Here is a 1,785-nt window from a genome sequence, read left to right on the forward strand (position 1 = left end):
GACATGCAATTTTCTGTGGTACGCTGTTTGCGTTCAAGCCACCTTATTCATTTACCAAGGTGGTTGTTGGCTTGGGAATACCACAGAAAAGGTTCTTGCGTGTCAAGGGCATCTGGAACAGTTCATGCAGCGGTAGGAGGAAGAAAATTCAGCAAAAAATACACTCGCCCTTATTAACTTGATTTTAATTAAACATTGGGCGAAAAAGGAGGGGAACCGATTGGAGATAACCAGGCACGATAGTGGGAAAATACCACCTTCTAAAGTTGTGAAGGTAACAAAAATGAATCATCTTGTAGAAATTCAATACATGGAGAAAATGAACAGAGAATGTCATATCCAAAAGCTTGATAAAGACAGATATGTCGAAAAGGCTACTGGGGAGATAAAAGAGTTTTTGCACATTAAAACCAGAAAAGATAGTTACAACTCACTTCACCAAACGTTCAAAAAGCTTCGTTATTTGATTAACAACAATTTTGAAGGTAAAGGCAATGAATTACATTTAACGCTCACATACGCCGAAAATATGACGGACACGAAGCGATTGCACATTGATTTCAAGAATTTCATTAAGCGTTTGAAGTACCAGTTTAGAAATGAAGCTTTAATTGAGTACATAAACGTTGTAGAACCACAGGGGCGAGGTGCTTGGCATTGTCATGTCTTAATGCGATTCGAAGGCATTGAGAAGGTGTATTTGCCTCCTAAACAGTTAGCTGAGTTGTGGGGGCATGGATTTGTGACCATAAAGTCGTTAAAGGACGTTGATAATATTGGAGCTTATCTTTCTGCATATCTGACTGATATGGAATTGACGGAACAAAATATGCTGAAGGCAATGCATCATGAATTAGAAATATTAACAAAAGAGGTAGATGGCAAGAAGAAAAATTTTATTAAAGGTGGTCGATTACATTTGTATCCACCTGGCATGAATCTTTACAGGAGATCTAAGGGGATTGAGTTTCCTGAACGTGAGGAAATGTCTTATAAAAACGCAAAAAAAATAGTGGAGTCTGCTGAACCCCACTACACGAGAATGTATAAAATCGCTGACAACGATTTTGAAAACACGATTATTTATGAACAGTATAATACTAAACGAGAAAAATAATACGCTTTTAACCATGTACATACAAATGTACATACAATCTGTATTACATTGTAGTACAGCGTAGGACATCATGTAAAGTGGATTTGTAAAGCAATTTATGGCAAATGTAGGGGGTTCCCTTACACTGCGACAAGGAGGGGCCCCTTTGGGGTGGTTACCTTGTGGTGGTGTGAGGGGGCCCCTTTTCACGTTAAAAATTACGAACAAATATTCTGCACTGGCGAAAATACGTTCGCATATAAATTCTTTTTAGATGTCAAAACAATAGTTTACTAATGGCACAAATATGTTATAATTGAATTACAACTGAATAGAGGGAATCTTGGGATGGGCCTCGGATTTCCTCAAAACTATAAAAAAGGAGTGTTCATATGGCTACTAAGAAAATGAGCATTAAAATATCCGAAGATATGCATGAGTGGATAGCATTTGAAGCTGAAAAACGTGGTTTGACAATGAATGCCGTTATTATATTTGCTTTGGAGACGTACCAGCAACAATCTACCATTTTACCGAATATAGCGATGATGAAAGAAATGATGGATAAATTGGAAAACGAGTAATCAAAGCGTAATGAACTGTGTAAGATGGCGAAGCGAACCCTTGACATGCAATTTTCTGTGGTACGCTGTTTGCGTTCAAGCCACCTTATTCATTTACCAAGGTGG

The 1,785-nt window shown here is 37.9% G+C and carries 2 protein-coding genes; both read left to right on the forward strand.

What is annotated here, in order from left to right:
* Positions 1–283 precede the first annotated feature (283 nt).
* Complete coding sequence (locus FS486_RS19820; RefSeq protein ID WP_260858181.1) at positions 284–1,117, forward strand: rolling circle replication-associated protein; 834 nt, start codon at positions 284–286, stop codon at positions 1,115–1,117.
* A 371-nt stretch (positions 1,118–1,488) separates the two neighbouring features.
* Positions 1,489–1,680, forward strand: coding sequence for a hypothetical protein (locus FS486_RS19825; protein WP_144514027.1), 192 nt, complete (start codon positions 1,489–1,491; stop codon positions 1,678–1,680).
* Positions 1,681–1,785 lie beyond the last annotated feature (105 nt).

The organism is Bacillus sp. FJAT-22090 (genome assembly GCF_007676755.1).
GTDB lineage: Bacteria > Bacillota > Bacilli > Bacillales_A > Planococcaceae > Psychrobacillus.

Excerpts from the sequence above, each read along its gene's own strand:
- FS486_RS19820 (WP_260858181.1), top strand. The coding sequence starts at position 284 with ATGAATCATCTTGTAGAAATTCAATACATGGAGAAAATGAACAGAGAA.
- FS486_RS19825 (WP_144514027.1), top strand. The coding sequence starts at position 1,489 with ATGGCTACTAAGAAAATGAGCATTAAAATATCCGAAGATATGCATGAG.